This is a genomic window from Actinoplanes rectilineatus (assembly GCF_000962825.1).
GTDB classification, from domain to species: domain Bacteria; phylum Actinomycetota; class Actinomycetes; order Mycobacteriales; family Micromonosporaceae; genus Actinoplanes; species Actinoplanes rectilineatus.
The window spans coordinates 74,348-90,551 of sequence record NZ_JZKF01000028.1 but is presented as its reverse complement, the minus strand read 5'-3'; the positions used below and the strand labels follow the sequence as shown (position 1 = coordinate 90,551).

11 protein-coding genes are annotated in these 16,204 nt (G+C 67.7%); 5 read left to right on the top strand and 6 right to left on the bottom strand.

All coding sequences use genetic code 11. The features are described from left to right. Positions 1-5: 5 nt before the first annotated feature. From WH85_RS21995 to WH85_RS21970, 6 genes are all read right to left on the bottom strand, one after another. On the bottom strand, positions 6-1,571 hold the full coding sequence (locus tag WH85_RS21995) for an amino acid adenylation domain-containing protein (protein ID WP_052720652.1): 1,566 nt from the start codon (positions 1,569-1,571) through the stop codon (positions 6-8). Then, complete coding sequence (locus tag WH85_RS21990) at positions 1,568-3,616, bottom strand: KedN5 family methylcobalamin-dependent radical SAM C-methyltransferase (protein ID WP_157411151.1); 2,049 nt, start codon at positions 3,614-3,616, stop codon at positions 1,568-1,570. Before WH85_RS21990 ends, WH85_RS21995 begins: the two co-directional genes overlap by 4 nt. Positions 3,617-3,675: 59 nt before the next feature. Next, positions 3,676-4,362, bottom strand: coding sequence for a class I SAM-dependent methyltransferase (locus tag WH85_RS21985; RefSeq protein ID WP_052720650.1), 687 nt, complete (start codon positions 4,360-4,362; stop codon positions 3,676-3,678). 94 nt (positions 4,363-4,456) lie between these two features. Beyond that, positions 4,457-7,558, bottom strand: a complete 3,102-nt coding sequence (locus WH85_RS21980) for a non-ribosomal peptide synthetase (protein WP_045743822.1) — start codon at positions 7,556-7,558, stop codon at positions 4,457-4,459. Then, entirely contained in the window at positions 7,551-10,832 is a 3,282-nt protein-coding gene (locus WH85_RS21975) for a non-ribosomal peptide synthetase (protein ID WP_045743821.1), read from the bottom strand. The genes WH85_RS21980 and WH85_RS21975 overlap by 8 nt, the downstream gene beginning before the upstream one ends. Next, the gene (locus tag WH85_RS21970; RefSeq protein ID WP_157411150.1) at positions 10,829-11,485 is read right to left on the bottom strand and encodes a hypothetical protein; all 657 of its coding nucleotides are present in this window, start codon (positions 11,483-11,485) and stop codon (positions 10,829-10,831) included. The genes WH85_RS21975 and WH85_RS21970 overlap by 4 nt, the downstream gene beginning before the upstream one ends. A gap of 451 nt (positions 11,486-11,936) precedes the next feature. Between WH85_RS21970 and WH85_RS21965 the strand changes: the two genes are divergently transcribed. The 5 genes from WH85_RS21965 to WH85_RS21945 are packed head-to-tail and all read left to right on the top strand — an operon-like array spanning position 11,937 to position 16,196. After that, positions 11,937-12,920, top strand: coding sequence for a thiamine-phosphate kinase (locus WH85_RS21965; protein WP_045743819.1), 984 nt, complete (start codon positions 11,937-11,939; stop codon positions 12,918-12,920). Positions 12,921-12,938: 18 nt separating this feature from the next. Next, positions 12,939-14,249: a DegT/DnrJ/EryC1/StrS family aminotransferase gene (locus tag WH85_RS21960; protein ID WP_045743818.1), complete on the top strand. Its 1,311-nt coding sequence runs from the start codon at positions 12,939-12,941 to the stop codon at positions 14,247-14,249. Further along, positions 14,246-15,148: a hypothetical protein gene (locus WH85_RS21955; RefSeq protein WP_045743817.1), complete on the top strand. Its 903-nt coding sequence runs from the start codon at positions 14,246-14,248 to the stop codon at positions 15,146-15,148. The genes WH85_RS21960 and WH85_RS21955 overlap by 4 nt, the downstream gene beginning before the upstream one ends. Further along, positions 15,145-15,597 carry a holo-ACP synthase gene (locus WH85_RS21950; RefSeq protein WP_052720648.1) on the top strand — a complete coding sequence of 151 codons (453 nt, stop codon included), beginning with the start codon at positions 15,145-15,147 and terminating at the stop codon, positions 15,595-15,597. The genes WH85_RS21955 and WH85_RS21950 overlap by 4 nt, the downstream gene beginning before the upstream one ends. Next, the gene (locus WH85_RS21945) at positions 15,594-16,196 is read left to right on the top strand and encodes a carboxymuconolactone decarboxylase family protein (protein WP_045743816.1); all 603 of its coding nucleotides are present in this window, start codon (positions 15,594-15,596) and stop codon (positions 16,194-16,196) included. The genes WH85_RS21950 and WH85_RS21945 overlap by 4 nt, the downstream gene beginning before the upstream one ends. Positions 16,197-16,204: the final 8 nt, after the last annotated feature.

The window sequence follows — 16,204 nt, the reverse complement described above, 5'->3', positions numbered from 1 at the left end:
GAAGGTCAGTGGTGGCGTTCCGCGGCGGCGATCGCGAGCGCCCGTACGGCGGCACGATCGATCTTGCCGCTCGGCAGCCGGGGCATCATATCGACGATTGCGAAACTCCGTGGGATGAGGTGCTTGGGAACCCGGCTGAGCAGGAACCGGCGCATGTCGCGGACGTCGGCCACGGTGCCGGGTGCGGGCACCAGCACCGCGACGAGTACGCGATTCAGCGGATCGTCGCCCACCGTGGTCACAGCGACGGCGGACACCTCAGGTGACGTACCCAGGACCGCTTCTATCTCGCCCGGTTCGATCCGGACCCCACGGATCTTGACCTGTTCGTCCGCGCGACCGACGAAGTGATAGATGCCGTCGGCGTCCCTTCGCAGGATGTCGCCCGTACGGTAGCTGCGGCTGCGCCCCGGCCCGTCCAGGCCGGCGAAACGCTGGGCGGTGAGGTCGGGCCGGCCCAGGTAGCCGTTGGCGACGAGTTCCCCGGTGACTGTCAGCTCACCCTCGGCGCCGTCGTCCACGGTTGCCCCGTCGCGGTCGACGAGCGTGAGCCGAGCACCCCGTACCGGGGTGCCGACCGACGGAAGACGCGGCCAGGAGCGGTAATCGGTGTCCAACCGGTGACGCAGGACGGCATGGGTCTCGGTCGGCCCGTACTGATTGACCAGTGTGGCACCGGTTCCCTCGAACAGCGCGATGATCTCATCGGTGCACTGCAGTTGTTCTCCGGCCGACACCACCTCCCGCAGAGTGCTGCCGCGCAGGGCGTCTCGGTTCCCGAAGGCGGCCAGCAGTTGCAACGCGATGAACGGTACGAAGATCCGCTCAACTCGGTGTTCGGCGATGACGCGGGACAGCAGATCCGGATCGTTGCGGACGCTGACGTCCGGGCAGACGACGGTTCCGCCGGCGAGCAGGGTGGAGAAAACCTCCTGGAACGACACGTCGAACGAGGCAGGCGCGAACTGGAGCGTGCGGGTGGGTCCGCGACCGTCCAAGATCGAGTCCGCCACCTGCCAGCGAGCCAGGGAGATGAACGAGTCCTCCCGGTACATCACGCCCTTAGGCTGCCCGGTCGACCCTGAGGTGTACAGCAGGTATGACAGTCGGCTCTCAGGGCGTGGCACGCGCCGGCCCAGGAGATCGACGGAGGGCGGCCGGTCGGGGATGCCGTCCAGGTCGATGATCGCGCGGATGGGGAGATCGGCCGGCAGATGCCCGAGTGTACGAGCGTTGCCGACGAGAACCTCCAGTCCGGCGTCCCCGGCGATGAAGGCCAGCCGTGCCGGCGGGTACGAGTGATCCAGCGGTACTGGCACGGCGTCGGCGAGCAGCACGCCCAGGAACACCACGACGACGTCGACGGACCCCTCGACGGCGATGCCGACGCGGTCCTGGCTGTCGACCCCGGTCGCAATGAGTCGCTCGGCCAGCATCGAAGCTCGTTGCCAGAGACGGTCGTAGGTGAGGGTGGTGTTCCCGTCCATTACCGCGAGTTCCGGGCCGTGCCGGCGGACCTGCGCCCGTACCAGGCTCGGGATACCGGCATCGGCCTGGAGGTGTGTAGTCACGAGCAGCCACCTTCGTCGGAGTTCAGGATGGTGAGAGTGGTTCGGTCACCGGGGTCGACCGGTTCGGGACCAGCCCCGTCATCGGCCGGCCCGCCGCGGCCGGCGTCACCGATCGCATGACGCCGGACCTGCTGCTCGGTCATTCCCATGAAGTGCACGACGATCTCGTGATTCGTGGAGGTGACCGCCGCGACCGCCCCGGTCCGGTAATAGAGGTCGACGACCCGTTCCGTCGGCCGGAGATCCGGGTCCCGATCAGCACGCAGGTCGCTGTGGATCCTCGGCACGTCGTGGTCGAGCCGGATACCGTGCCGGACGTGGTAGGTCTCCCCGTACAGCTCGATCACGGGAAGGTCGTCGGCGCGGGCGTCGCCCGCGCCGCCGAGATAGACCGGCTGGGTCACCAGGTCGTACCGGAAGACGTCGTCCAGCAGGGGCGTCATCGCAGTGGGCAACCGTGGTCGGATGGACTCCTGCCACCAGACCTGGAGCAACCGACGGCCCGCCGGGTCGGTGTACAGGTAGGTGATCGCCGCGCCGAACGCCGCGGTGCCACCCATCGCCGTTGCGGCGTGGGATCGCAGCGGGGCCGCGGCCGGATGCGCCGTCTCGACGATCCACGTGTCCAGGTCGAGCAGGACCTGTGACTGGGTGAGCCCGGCCAACTGCCGGAGCGGCAACCAGATGTACCGCAGAACCGCGTTCTCGGCGATCACCCGAGCCCAGAACAGGAATCGCTGCATCTGCCGGTTCTCCGCGAACGTCATGGTGTGGTGCGCCAGTACGTACTCGAAGTCGTCGTGGTCACCCCGAACCGAGGTGATGCCGTATTCTTTCTTCTTCTCGAAGTAGTCGGTGTTCGGCAACAGCATGATCGGATACACCGCGATCCGCGAGACACGCCGGGAGAGCCGGTCGTAGCCCTCCATGAACGACTTCACCGTTTCGCCGGGAGCACCCCAGAGGAGTTCGGCGTAGCAGTCCAGGCCCTCCCGGTCCAGCCAGGCCGACAGTTCCTCCCAATCGTTCAGCTTCATGTTGCGCCGGTTCATGCTGTCGAGCGCCCGTTCGTCCAGAGTCTGTAGAGCGAGCGTGAAGGAGCTGCGCATGCCGGCCTCCTTCATGCGCTTGACGATGCGGTAGAAGGTCTTCGACTTGTTCTTCGCCCACGAGGTCTCCAGCGCCCGGGGGAAACCGAACCGTTCTCTGGTCTCGATCAATGCCTCGACGAAGTCGACATCCCCCGGCAGCAGGCCGAAGTTGGCGTCACACGCCACCACGGTGTGCACCTTCAGGCGACCGAACACCTCCAACTCTCGGCGGAGCCGGTCCAGCGAGAACGCACGGATCTTCTGCCCGACGGCGCCACCCCAATAACAGAAGGCACATTTGTACGGGCAGCCGCGATTGGTCTCCATCAGTGCTACGTCGTAACGGAAGGCGCCGTGTTCGTCGGTGAGATCGATTGCTCCGGTCAGTACCGGAGACGCGATGACCTCAAGGTCTTCGATGCGATCACGATCGGCTGTCGTGACGGTGGTCCCCTCGTGCTGGAAGGAGATCCCGTCGACGTGGTGCAGAGCCCGGCGGTCGTCACCACGGATGCGGGCACTCAGCAGATCGCGAAAGGTCAGCTCACCCTCTCCGTTGACGACCACGTCGACCTCCGGGAACATGCGGAACACACGTTCTGCCTGCCCGGCGACATGAGTTCCGCCGAAGATGACCCAGCCGTCCGGGTTGAGCTGCCGGAAAGAGGCGGCGAGCGCCCCGAAGGCTCGGTAGTTCCAGCCGAGCACCGAGAATGCAATCACGTCAGGCGTACCGTCGGAGAACAATTCGTTCGCCATCGCGGAATTGGTCGTCCCTCCGCGGAAATTCTTGATGTCGATGCTGGCCGAGCGCCGAACGAGATCATCGGTGAGGGCGGTCGCCTTCAGGTATCCGGATGCCAGTGGCATGGACTCCAGGGGCATGTCCCAGACGCCTTGCTGTACCAGGAAGACGCTGATATTCGCACTGTCGTGTGATGCCGGATCAGCCATGCGGATTCCCCCATGCGAAAGAGCAGGTTGACGGAAGGTGACGGAAGCGGTGCGAGGGCCTATGCCGCGACGACCACGAGGCGGGTCCGCCGGCCGAGGGGGCGGCCGTCCAGCCCGCCGAAGACGGACACCTCCCGGAACCCGGCACGGACGAGCATCCGGTCCAGCTCGGACGGGGTGTAGACGCGGATACGGCTCACCGATCGGTGTCCGTCCGTTCGGTCGAGAAGCGACATGTGCATCCATCCTGAGTGAACATCCCAGGTGGTTTCTCCGGCCTGCCCGGCAACGTCCGTCCGATTCTTGGCGGCCAGTTCGCTGATCACCCGGTCACGGTGCGTGGTGTCCATGACCAGCCGGCCCCCGGGCCGGAGCACACGCTGGAATTCATCCAGAACCGCCTGGTCGCCGTCGTCGCCGCAGAAACCGAACGAGGTGAACAGGTTGAGGACGGTGTCGAACGTGCCTGCCCGGAAGGGCAGGTCGCGGTAGTCGGCCCGGACCCATTGGACACCGGCCGGTGCGTGGACGGCCCGAGCGGCGTCCAGCATGTCCTGGGACGAGTCCACGCCCGTCACATGGTGACCGGAGGCTGCCAGCGCGCGACTGTGCCGGCCCGCGCCGCAGGGGGCATCGAGCACATCGCCGTCCGGCGGAGTCCCGGCCAGCGTGACCGCGCCGTCCACCTGGGCCGTCGCGAGCTCGTTGGTATGGGTCTTCTGGTATGCCCTCAGATAGTGGGCCACGTCGGCGGAGGTCCATGCGGATCCTGGCCGGCTCGTACCTTCGGTGCGACTGGGCACATCGGCGCCTTCCGATCGGGGTGAGTGTGACTACTCCTCAGCGAGCATCGGCGGGACGGGCGGTGTCGATCAGGCGGGCCATGGTGCCGAGCGTGGGTTCGGCCAGAAAATCGCGTAGGGAGAGGCGTACACCGAAGGCCCGTCCGGCCAGTGCGAGCGCCTGTGCCGCGCCGAGGGAGTCGCCACCCAGCCGGAAGAAGTCCGCCTGCTCCGGAACCGGTTCTATGCCGAGAATGCCGGTCCAGATCGCGCCGAGCCGGATCCGTACCGGATCGACGGGAATCCGATCGACCGTCTCCGCCCCCGTCCCGATTCGTTCCGGGGTGACGGTGGCGGCGAGGCGGGGCCGGTCGAGTTTCCCACTCGGCAACCGGGGAAGTTCATCGATCGGCAGCACTACCCGAGGCCGCATGTAGACCGGCAACTCGGCGTCGAGTTCCTCCTGGAGTCGCGTGGACAGGGCGGCCGGTACGAGCGTGCCGTCCGGTACCACGAATGCCGCGAGCGCGGCGCGGCCCGCGTGACCGTCGAATCGCACCACGGCGACGTCCCGGACGCCCGGTACCCGGCGGAGGGTCGACTCGACCTCGCCCAGTTCGATGCGGTGTCCGCTGATCTTGACCTGGTCGTCGGCCCGGCCGCGGAGCGACAGCATCGCCTCAGCGGACCAGACGGCCGAGTCGCCGGTGATGTACGCGCGTTCACGGGGGGAGTGGGGAACGAGGTCCGTGCGGAACAGGAGAGCGGTCTGATCCGGCCGGTTGAGGTAACCCTCCGCGATGCCGGTCCCACCGAGCACCAGCATTCCGGGCGTGGCGGGTGGGCATGGTCGATTCCATTCGTCCAGTACCCAAGCCCGGACATGGCGCATCGGCCGGCCGATCGAGACCGGCCCTCCGTGCTCCACCCGCCAGCCGGTGGCCCAGATGGTCGCCTCGGTCGGGCCGTACCAGTTCCAGGCCTGCTCCGCGATCGTGAGCAGCCGGTCCCGTACCTCGGCGCTCATCGTCTCCCCGCCGCACAGGGCGGCTCGTAGCCGGCGAGCCGGTGGGTCGAGGACGGCCCAGACACTCGGAGTCGCCTGGACCACGTCCACCTCCTCCCGGTCGATCAGCCCACCCAGGCTCGCCGGATCCTGGACCTGCTCGTCGTCGGCCATCACCACGGTCGCCCCCGTGACCAGGGGAAGGAGAATCTCGATCAGAGAGATGTCGAACGTGGTCGTGGTCGATGCGAGCATCCGTTCGCCCGCGGTCATGCCGGTCAGCCGGGCCATCTCCGCCATCACCTCGGCGAGGGCGCGATGCCCGACCAGCACACCTTTGGGGCGCCCGGTCGACCCGGACGTATACATGATGTAAGCGGCACCGTCCAGGCGTGACTCATCGACGGGTGGTGCCGGGCCGGCGGTCGCCACCGCGTCGATCAGAAGCGCTCGCGCACCCAGCTGGTGCGCGGACGTAGCGGAACAGAGAACGCGGCGTGCTCCCGCATCGGCGAGGACGGCGGTGAGCCGGGCGCTCGGCCAATCCCGGTCGAGGGGGAGGTAGACCCCGCCGGCCAGCAGGATGCCGAACAGAGCCGACACGAGGTACCGATCGCGTTCCGCGCAGACGCCGACGACATCACCGGGTCGCACACCATCCTCTCGCAGGCGGTGGCAGATCCGCCGGGCCTGCGTGAGGAACTGCCAATAGGTGAGGGTGCCGTCCCGATCCCGGACGGCCACCCGGCCGGGCGTGCGCATGGCGTCCCGAGTGATCGTGGCGGCCAGGGTCCGGGCCGGTTCGGTACGGACGACGTCGTCGTCCGGCCGTCCGGTGGCGACCCACCGCTCGTCCGGCAGCAGGATCGGCAGAGCCGAGAGTGGTGTGTCCGGATCCGCGACCGCGGCGGCCAGCAGCGTGACATACCGGTCGCAGAGACGGTCCAATTCCGGGCGGGCGATGGTGCGGCTGTCGAGACGCACGGCGATCGCCGTGCCGCTCTCCTCCATCTGTACGGCCAGACCGTAGAGAGTGTGCGGTATGTCGACGGGGAATGCCTCGACCTCCACGCCGGGCAGGCTCAGCCGTCCTCCCGGATCGCGCCGATGGGTGAACACCACGTCGGTGAGGGACACACCGTTACCGTCCCCGGCCGTCCGTACCACCCGCAGGACGTCTGCCAGGGGAACCGCCCGGTGTGCCAGAACCTCATCACACCGGCCTTCCACCTGGGCCGCCAGCTCCCGGAAGGTCGGGTCTTCCCGCACGGTGACGCGGATCGGGGCGACATTGGTGAGAAAGGCCACCGTCTGGTCGACGCCGGCCCGGGCCCGGTCGGCGAACGGCATACCGATCACGAAGTCCCGGCTGTTCGCCCAGCGCGCGAGGAGGGCGGCGCAGGCGGTCAGAAATACCTTGGCGTTCGTGAGCCGGTGGACGCGGGCGAAGAGACGGACGTCCTCCGTCAGCACGGCCGGCAGAGCCCGCAGCAAGGTGGACCCACCGAACCCGTCCGGCGTGGGAGTGGACGGCAGATCGAACGAGGTCGGTACACCGTCGAGTCGGTGTCGCCAGTGATCCAGCGCGGTCTGCCAAGCCGGGGTATCCCTCTCGGACAGACATTCCCCGATCAGTTCCCGCAGCGGTCGCCTGACCTGCGGTTTCGGCGGCGAACCGGCGACCACGGCCCGGTAGGCATCAGCAAGTTGCTGCTCTACGAGACCGAGCGACCAGGCATCCGCGACGATGTGGTGCAGGACCATGACGAGTACGTTCTCGTCCGGCCCCATCTGCAGCAGCGTGGAACGGAACAGCGGACCGGTACTCAGGTCGAAAGGCTCCTCGACCAGCCGTTCGACCGCGGCGGTGACATCCGTGCAGTCCGCCGGGCCGGCGATCCGCAGCAGGTCGCTGTCGGGAGGAAGGATGCGGAGCGACGGTCGGCCGTCCCGGTCGTCGAACACGCTGCGCAGTGATTCGTGCGAGGCCACCACCGTGTCCACGGCGGCGGCCAGCGCCGTGACGTCCAGCCGACCCGTCAACCGCCACACGGAGACGACGTGCAGCGCCGTTCGGGAGCCCTCATACCGGTCAAGGTGCCAGATCTCGTGCTGTGTCGGCAGGACCGGTTCGGCGTACTCCGGGTCAGCCACGGCCGGGAACCCTGGAGGCCAGAAGACGTGCCTGATCGGCCACCGTTCGGTGGGTCCTCAGCTCGATCACCGTGACCGGATGTCCACGCTGGGCGAATGCGCCGATCAGCCGCATGAGATGCAGCGAGTCGCCACCCAGGTCGGCGAAGTCGTCGGTGCGGCCGACCGTGGCGATGCCGAGAACAGCGCCCCACAGATCGGCGACGATCCGTTCCCAGGGCGTGGCCGGTGCCGATCCGGCCGGCGTCTGCGGCGTCCCGGTGGTCAGAAGTCGGCGGTCCACCTTGCCGGTCGCCCCGGTGGGAAGCTCGTTCCAGATCACGATGCGGGTGGGCACCATCACCTCCGGGAGCCGCTCGGCCAGGTGACGCCGAAGTTCGCCGAGGGTGACCTCGTCGGCGGCGACGTGAGCTGTCAGCCGACTGCCCTCCGGGTCGTTCGCCACCGTCACGACCGCCTGCCGGACGCTGGGATGGGCCGACAGGGCCTGTTCCACCTCTTCCAGTTCGACGCGTACGCCGTGCAGCTTCACCTGGCTGTCCGCCCGGCCGTGGAACTCGAGCTCTCCGTCCTGGCGGTACCGGCCTCGATCTCCGGTCCGGTAGTACCTCCCATCGGAGGCATCGACGACGAAGCGTTCCGCGGTCAGTTCCGGCGCGCCGAGGTAGCCGCGGGCGACGCACGCACCGCCGATCCAGATCTCGCCCTGTGTGCCGGCCGGCACCACGTGACCGGCCGCGTCCCGTACCTCCACCGTGTAGCCGGGCAGAGGCCGTCCGATCGGGATCGGGCCCGCGCCGTCCGGGTCGCAGCGGTGAAGGGTGGTGTAGACCGCGGTCTCGGTCGGGCCGTAGCCGTTCCAGACCTGGCAACCGCCGTCGGTCAGTTCCCGGACCAGGCTCTGCGGCAGGACTTCTCCTCCGCTGAGTACGAGGGCCGGACCGGTCCAGCCCACCTCGGTCAGCAGGCGGAGCTTCGTCGGTGTCGCCTCCACCACGGTCACGGCTGTTCGGCGGATACGGTCGCGGACCCGAACCGGATCCCGGGCCTCGACGTCACCGACCAGTTCGATGCGTGCTCCGAGGGTCAACGGCAGGACCAGCTCGGCGAACCCCATGTCGAAGACGACGGTGCTCCATGCCAGCACGACCGCCTCCGCGGTCAGCCCGACGCGGTCGACCAGTCCGCGTACCAGGTTGACGAGTTGCGCGTGTTCGAGCGCCACGCCCTTCGGCGCTCCGGTGGATCCCGAGGTGTAGAGAACGTACGCGAGCTGATCGGGAGCCGGACCGTCCGTCCTCGGTGTCGGCGGTGCGGTGCCCGCCCAGTTCGTTGCGGACACGTCCACCACCGTGCCGGCGAAACCTGGCAGCCCGGCCGGTGTGCCGAGAAGCAGGTCCACTCCGGCGGCGGTCAGAATCCGTGCGTTGCGGGCGGCCGGGTGACCGGGGTCGAGCGGCACGACGGCCGCACCGGCCTCCAGAACAGCGTGGATCGCCACCACCAGGTCCGCGGTGCGGGGGAGGAGGACGCCGACCCGCGCCTCGGGCCCGATCCCGGCCGCGCGGAGCGTCGCGGCCAGGATTCCGATCCGGTGGTCCAGTTCCCGGTACGTGAACGTGCTCTCGGGGGTGGCGATGGCGGGCCGGTCCGGGTGGTCGGCGCGAGCCCGCCGGAGCATGTCCACGAGTGTCTTCGGCGTTGCCGGCGCGGGATCCGGCCGGTGCACGGCCGGCTCGTCGAATCCGGTCACCATCGATGCCAGAATGGCTAGAAAATCCGCTACGAAACGTTGTGCACCGGCAGCCGGCCAACGATCGGGGTGGAACTGGAACAGCAGCCTCTGGTCTGTCGTACCGGCGTCCGCGGCGACCTCCACCAGGAGCGGCACACTGGTGTAGACCTCGTTCGTCGCGGATCCCTGCTCGACCAGACCGCGCCGGACCAGGTCGTCGATGCCGTGATAATCGGCGAACGTACAGATGTTCTCGATCTCCACGCCCGTTGCCGCCTGGATGTCGGCTGTTGCCAGTCCGCGATACGGGTAGACCGCCTTCTCCGCGGCGGCGACCGCGTTCGCCGTCATCTCCCATGATCCGGTGAGCGGAATCCGCAGCGGCACGGTGTTGAGGTAAAGGCCGGCTGCGGCGTCACCGCCGGTCCGTTCCGGCCGTGAGTGAACGACAAGGCCGATCAACACCTCGTCGGCGTCCGGCTCGAGGCGGCCGAGAGCCACCGCATGAGCCGCGCGATAGAGCGTCTTCACCGGAACGCCGCGGTCGTGGGCGATCCGGAGCAGACCGTCCGTGACGTCGGTGGGGATGGGCACGGCGACTGTGGTCGGCTCACCACCTGCAGGCGGTTCGACCGGGGACGGTATCCGGCCGGACGGCGCACCGTCCAGGTATCCGGACCAGAACCGGGTCGTCGCCGGATCCTCCCGGGCGGCCCGTTCGGCGGCGACGTACTCGCCGAACGGCGGTGGGGGATCGATGTCGGCCTCGGCCTCCGTGCTGTACCGCTCCACGAGTTCGGTCAGTAGGGCCCAGTTGCTCCAACCGTCGAGCAGGACATGATGCACGCTGCAGGTGAGCAAAAAGGAGTCGGCGGTGAGGGCGTCCGCCCGCCACCGGATCACCGGTACGTCGTGCCAGTCCAGCTTGACCGCCTGTTCCTCGGCCAGCACCCGTTCCCGGCGGTCCCCGATCGGTTCCGTGGTGAGACCGAAGACGCTGAGCGGAGGCTTCGCGGTGCGGTGAACCAGTATGAGCGGTACCGAGAAGTGTTCGATGTCGAACGACGACCGCAGTGCGGCATGCCGGTCGGAGAGGATGGTCAGGCAGTGCAGAAGCCGCTCCCCGTCCATCGGACGCCGGACGACGACGCTGCTGACACTGTGATACGAGTCGGGTGCCGACCCCTCGCTGTGGAACAACATGCCCAGTTGCAGTGCGGTCATCGGATACGCGTCGACCACGTCCGGCCCGAGCCGGCTCCGGTCGTCGCCGGAGAGTTGTGACAACGGCTGGTATTCCGGTTCGGTCGACCGGGCGTCCGCGATCAGACCGTCGGCCAGGACCCGGATGGTCCCGGCCTCGAGCAGCTGCCGGACGCTGATCGACAGTCCCCGCTCCCGTGCGATCGCCACCGCCTGGATGGCAAGAATGGAGTCGCCGCCGATCACGTAGAAGTCGTCGTCCGGTCCCACGACGTCGAGGTCGAGGACCTCACACCAGATGTCGGTCAGGGCGGCTTGTGCGTCGAAGGCGGTCACCGGCGGTCACCCGTGGCACCGGTCGGCTCGAGGATCCGCGCGACGGCGGTGGATACGTCCTCGAGGGGATCCGGGGCGTCGGCACCCGCCACGATGTCCGGCAACCAGGCGAGTGACTCAGCTGCGAGCGGGCCCACCAGGTAGGTCGGCGCGGTGACCGGCCGGGCGGCGGTGGTGATCTGCGCGGCGAGGAAGCAGAGCCAGTCGACGTACCTGCCGACGATGTCGTGGGCGACGGTCTTCGCGGTCTCCTCGTCGAGGTCGAGACCGGCTACCCGCTGCATGGCCACCGTATGGAACTTCTCGTCGAGGAAGGCGGACAGCCGGGACGGAGATGCGTCGCCGGGCAGTCCGGCCACGACGGCTCGGGCGAGTTCCTCGTCGCCGCCCAGCCGCCCGACGAGCGCAGCGGCCTCTTCGCCCAGCAGTTCCGGTGTGACCTGTAGCGGGTCCACGATCAGGAGGGCCCCCGGGGGCCGTCCGGCGTCGCTCAGCGCGGCTGCGAGAGAGATGGTGAAGTTTGCCCCCGAACACTGGCCCAGCAGGATGGGGCGTGCGGGCACCCGGTCGAGGATCGACTCCGCTACGGACCGGGCGTTCCGGGCGAGGAGATCCGTGCCGCTCCGCCAGGACAGGCTGAGCGGGTCCACCACGCAGGCCCGGGAAACATAGTCGGTTACCCCTGACAATAGCTCGTCCAACGGGCGTCCTACCCCGACGGAGCCGAAATCAACGGCAACGACGTCATTGAATCCAACGTCGTTGCCGGGTCTGACCTCGGAGTTGAGTCCTGGCATCCGACGGCTCCCCGCTCGAGTTTCATCCTGTCACACGCCGACGATTGATACATACACTCATATCAAACCTCTGAGTGATCGTCTAACCCTTGTAAGGCCTTGCATGTCATCGACGCTCATGCGTAAGCTCGGCGGCGGTGGATCTTCGTGCTTCGCTGTGAAGTGACTCATCCGTTGAACCGGGACTCACCTGACGCGGGGGATTCTGAAAATGGTGTCAGTCCAAGATCTTGGCGAGAAGAAATTTATTCGAGACGTTCTCTCAAGTCACGCTTCAACAGCCTGTGCGGATGCACTGGAAGACTGCGTGGTGATCGATCCGGCAGCGTTGTTCGCTCTTGACGGATCTCCGCTGATCGTCTATTCGATCGACCATCCATCACCGATTGACCGACCGATTCCGGCCGGAATGGAACGTCGTTTCCAAGGCCGCTGGATCGCCGCGTGCACCGCTAACGACGTACTGGCGATGGGCGCGCGCCCCCGTGGGTTCGCACTGGATCTGGCGGTGCCGGGAGCCACCGACGTCCGCGAGGTGGACGAGCTGTGCGCGGGTATCACCGATGTGCTGGACGAGTACGGAGCACGGTTCGAGGGCGGTAACACGGACGTCAATCCGCACCTTGGCACGGTCGCCATGTGCTGGGGAACGGTCGGCGCGGCCGGCGTGATCCGGCGGCGCGGTGCCCGGCCCGGTGACTATCTGGCGGTGACCACCGAACTCGGGCTCGGCTGGGCCAGTTACTTGTTACGCAAACAAGGCGGATGGGACCGGCTCGACGCGGATTCGCAACGGAGACTGGCCGATTACAACCTGATGCCCCTGGCGCCGCACCAGGCGATCGTCGATACCGCCGAGCGGGCACCCGGGGCGATAACCTCCGGGATGGATCTCAGTGACGGCCTCGTCGAATTCCTCTACACCATCATCCGAACTCCCGGTCTCGGCGTCCGCGTCGAGCAGCATCGGATACCCGAACCGCCGCTGTTGACGGCCTGCGCCCAGGCCCTCGGGGTGCCGGCCGCCGCGCTTGCCGTCGAGTACGGCTTCGACATGCCACGAGCACACGGATACACCGTCGCGCCACACCGCTGGGATGAGGTCGCGAGCATCTTCGCCGGGCACGGCACCCCGCTGTTCCGCATCGGTGAGGTCACCGCTGATCCTGAGGTGACCTGGTGCGGCGTGGACACGGCACCCCGCCCGCTCGAGCGGCTGTGGGACGACAAGGCGCGGCGCGGTGACGCCATCAGTGACTGGACAGCCATGGTGGACAAGAACGCCTGGTGACGCGGCGAGGAGGAAGTCATGGCCGGAAGAAGTGATCTGGCGATTCTGGGGGGACGTCCGGTACTGGAGAAGGCGCCGCCGTTCGTCTGGCCGCCGGTTCGTCCCGCGGACGCGGAAATCGTCGCCGACATGGTCCTGCGGGGTGAGCTGTCCTACTACGGCAGGGAGGGGCAGGTCCGCGAACTGGAGGATCGGTTCCGGGACTACCTCGGTGTCCGCCACGCCCTCGCCACCTCGTCGGGCACGACCGCGCTCCATTCAGCGTACTTCGGGCTCGGCCTTCGCCCGGGTGACGAGGTGCTAGCACCCACCTACACGTTCCTGGCCACGGTCATGCCGTTGCTGGTGGCGAACGCGGTGCCGGTGCTGGTCGACGCGGAGCCGGACACCGGCAACCTCGATCCGGTCGATCTGGAGGCGAGGATCACCGAACGTACCCGGGCTGTGGTGGTGACCCACATGGCCGGTAACCCGGTGGACATGCACCGGGTGCTCGATGTCGCCAGGCGGCATCGTCTCAAGGTCATCGAGGACTGTTCACACGCGCACGGCGCCGAGTACGACAATCGCAAGGCCGGAACCTTCGGCGACGTCGCGGTGTTCAGTCTCCAGGGCAAGAAGCTGGTCTCCGCGGGTCAGGGCGGCATTCTCGTCACGAATGACCAGGAGATCTTCGAGCGAGCTGTCCTTCTCGGTCACTTCAACGTCCGCTCGATGCAGGACGTGCACAGCCCGGCGTACCGCGACTACGCCTTCACCGGACTCGGCCTCAACTACCGCATGCACGCTCTCGCCGCGGCGCTCGCCGTCACCCAGATGGATCGTCTCGAGGAGTACATCGCCGGCCGGCGGCACAACATGGGACTCCTGTCCGAGCGGCTCGAGAAGACGCCCGGCATCGTTCCGCCCACGATGGGACGGCTCGTCACCCGGCACGTCTACTACGGGTACCGGCCTCTGTACCGGGCCGCTGATCTCGGTGACCTGCCCATCGACGTGTACGTCGACGCGGTTCGTGCCGAGGGTGTGCCGTTGGAACGCTACGTCAGCAGCCCCCCGCTGCATCTGTTGCCCATCTTCGGCGCGCAGGAGCCACCGCTGATCACACATGGTGTGCCGGAACAGTTCGCGGTCGGCGGACAACGCCGGTCGTACCGGCCCGGTGATCTGCCGGTTAGTGAGGGGTACGCCGACGTGACGCTGTCCCTGCCGACGTACACCGAGCCGGACGACGGTCTGATGGAGGCCTTCGGCGAGGCTTTTCGTAAGGTGGCGGACCATGCCGACGATCTGCATGCCTTGGCGTGTGAAGACCGGGACGACCGGTGACGGTGACGCTGAGCCCGGTTCACACGGGCGACACCCCGATCGCCACGTGCCACTGGCAGGGCATCGCGAACATCGTCGCGGCATCCGGGATGCCCGACGCGGAACGCATGATGTGTCCGTCATGGGGCGCCCGGTGGAAGGGCGACGGCGTCCTGTACGGCGGCGGGCGCTGGCCTATCCTGGTGGCGGATCTCTTCGCGGTCCGGGTGGGGCAGTACTCGTTCGCCGCATCGAGTGACAGTGACCGGTGTGAACAGAACGAGCTGGCGGCCGGCCGGCCGGTGGTGGCCGAGATCGACGCCTACTTCGTACCGTCGCCTTACCACCGCACCGAACACGTCGTGCACACCGTGGTGGTTCTCTCGCGAAGTCCGGTCGGTGCCACCATCCTGGACACCACGAACAACCCGGTACCGGTCACGGTCGCGCCGGCCGATTACCGTCTGATGCGCGATCATCCCTGCGTGGGCCGTGTCGAACCCCGGAAGATCTACACGGTCGATCACGGAACCCCGCGGATGCCCACACCGGTTCAGGTGCTCACGGCGGTGAGCCGCGACATGGCGGCGCAGGCCGATGCCGATCTCCGGCATCTGGCGGTGTTCCTGGACTGGGCCGAGCACACCTCGGACCCGGTGAACGTCTGCCGGGTGGCGGCGGAACGTCACGCAGCGGCTCGCCTGTTCGAGGCTCTGGCCGATGCCGGCGTCGAGGCCGCCGTACCGGTGTCGGCAGCCCTCCGTGACCTCGCCCAGCAGTGGTACACCACACACGTGCTCACGACGCACCCACGGGCGGGAGAGTTCCGGCATCGACAGAGAACCCTGCGGTTGCTCCGGGCGCTCACCGAGAGGGAACGTGATCTCCACGGGCTTCTCCGCGACGTGGTGACGCGATGACGGCCGCACTCGACCCGCCGGTGGTGGCCATCGGCACGGACGTCCTCGGGATCGCCGGAGTGGGCGCGTCTCTCGACCGTTTCGGCGATCGGTACCTACGGCACGTCTACACCTCGGAGGAGATCCGAGCCTGTGAGGCGAAGGGCGTCTTCCGCGGTACGGCGTACGCCGCACGGTTCGCCGCGAAAGAGGCTGTCATCAAGGTCCTGGGCAGCACGGAGGTCTCGTTCCGTGAGGTGGAGATCGATCTCCGTGAGGGGGAGACCGGCCGAGAACCGACCGGGGGCGTCCGGGTCCAGCTGCACCGGAGAGCGGCGGTCCATGCCGAGCGGTGCGCGATAGCGACCATTCAGGTCTGTGTCGGCTACGGCCGGGAGTACGCGATGGCGACGGCGATCGGGTTCGCCGCCGCCCCGGCCGAGGCCGCGCGAGAAGGGAGCAGCTCGTGACCCACCCCGATCACTGCCGGGTACGCCTGCTGGAACAGGAAGAGGTCACCGTCCCGCGGATCAGGGAGATCTACCGGATCGAACAGCAGGCGGGCCGGGTCCGCAATCTCACCCGGGCGACCGCACACTCCGCCGCCGTCTGGCAGACCACCACCAAGGCCCTGCAGATCTACGACGCGTTGCGCTGCGTCGATCGCCGACTGGTCGATCTGCTGTGTCTCTACACATCGCTGCTCAACGGCTGCGACTACTGCGTGGACGACGCTGCCGGCGAGGCGTTGCGGCAAGGATGGCAACCCGGCGAATTGCTGGCGCTGGGAGAGAAACACGCGGACGTCTATCCGGCCGCCACCGTGGCGGCGCTGCGATATGCCGCCGTACTGGTCAAGGGCGGGGGCGCCGTTGACGAGGATCTACTCGTCGAGCTCCGGCGGCATTTCAGCTCCGACGAGGCTCTCGTCGAGCTCACGGCTGTTCTGTCGATGAAGAACTTCTGGAATCGATTCGCCACCGCCCTTCGTATTCCACCCGAGGGAAAATGTGCCGATCCGGCACTCAGGCAGTCACTGTTCGACCTGAGTAGGACGCTGGCAGATTGAGGAATCCC

Coding starts and splice junctions, on each gene's coding strand:
- WH85_RS21960 (WP_045743818.1), top strand. CDS start 12,939: ATGGCCGGAAGAAGTGATCTGGCGATTCTGGGGGGACGTCCGGTACTG.
- WH85_RS21950 (WP_052720648.1), top strand. CDS start 15,145: ATGACGGCCGCACTCGACCCGCCGGTGGTGGCCATCGGCACGGACGTC.
- WH85_RS21990 (WP_157411151.1), bottom strand. CDS start 3,616: ATGGCTGATCCGGCATCACACGACAGTGCGAATATCAGCGTCTTCCTG.